The sequence below is a fragment of the Paenibacillus paludis genome (assembly GCF_042610515.1).
Taxonomy (GTDB): domain Bacteria; phylum Bacillota; class Bacilli; order Paenibacillales; family Paenibacillaceae; genus Paenibacillus_AQ.
This window is the reverse complement of sequence record NZ_JBGJZP010000051.1, coordinates 1-997: the sequence shown is the minus strand read 5'-3', so window position 1 is coordinate 997 and position 997 is coordinate 1. Positions and strand designations below refer to the sequence as shown.

Annotated in this window: 1 protein-coding gene; it reads right to left on the bottom strand. The window is 49.3% G+C overall.

Features of this window, described 5'->3' with window-relative positions:
* Positions 1 to 313 precede the first annotated feature (313 nt).
* On the bottom strand, positions 314 to 997 hold a 684-nt coding region (locus ACAN56_RS35375), incomplete at its 5' end, for a transposase (protein WP_379148779.1).

Sequence of the window (997 nt, the reverse complement as noted above, 5' to 3'; positions counted from 1 at the left end):
ATAAGCGTACTATGTCAACAAGCTAAAACTGACTATAAAAGCAACTCAAACACACCTAACTCTTTGTTTTCCAAAAAATAGTTAGCAACTGACGAAGAGCGATGGACAGAACCGGAAGGTCTCGAACTTGAAAGGAAATAGCCTCGTGTTCAATCCTGTTATGCAATCTGGCTGAGTGCAGATCGAGATCTAACGTACAATTCGCATTAACAGGACGAGGTGGATAAGGCTTATTTACGAGGTCTGGGCCTCTAGAATTTAATCCGATCTTCCCTCAGTCCCAGACCCACCGGTTCAGTCATTTCAGGCTTGTTCAGGCAACATCCAGCGTAATGAAACAGCTAAAACGGAGCTTCTTATTGATCTCCTTGGCAAACGGACAAGAGGGCTTGGTGGAGAGAAAGGGCTTCTTGTCACGTAGCATCGCAAATGCAATTTTCAGCATCTTATTCCCCATAGCTACAAAAATGGAGCGAGGATGCTTCCCGCGGCTCTTTAACCGCTCGTAAAACGGTTTGAGATCCGGGTTATGCAGGCAGAGGCTTCGACCGGCTAAGTAGGCAACATAGCGCAAATGAGAGTTCCCTTGCTTGGAAATTTTTCCATAAGATCCGGCACTTCCGCCCGTTTGCTTAACGACGGGATTCGTTCCTGCTTTCTTAATCAACTGTCCGGCATGAGTGTAATGGGACACATCGCCAATCTCAGCGTAGAGCTCGGCTGCAGTGGAAACGCCAAGGCCTGGAACGGTAAGTAAAACCCGCCCGTCGGTCTGAAGCAAAAGGGCTTCGATCTCCTGCTCAAGCGTATCGATCTTAGCGTCAAAGGCGCGAAGATCCTGCAGCTTCATTCGCAGCAGAAGGAGTTCGGGACGAAGCGTTTGTTCGTCAGATGAGAGCGACTCCGCAGCCACCAGAAGGAGCTTGCGAATCGCAGCGACTCGAAGCTTCAGGTTATGCTGGATGGACAACCTCCGGAGTCCCGTTTCCCCCAGCTT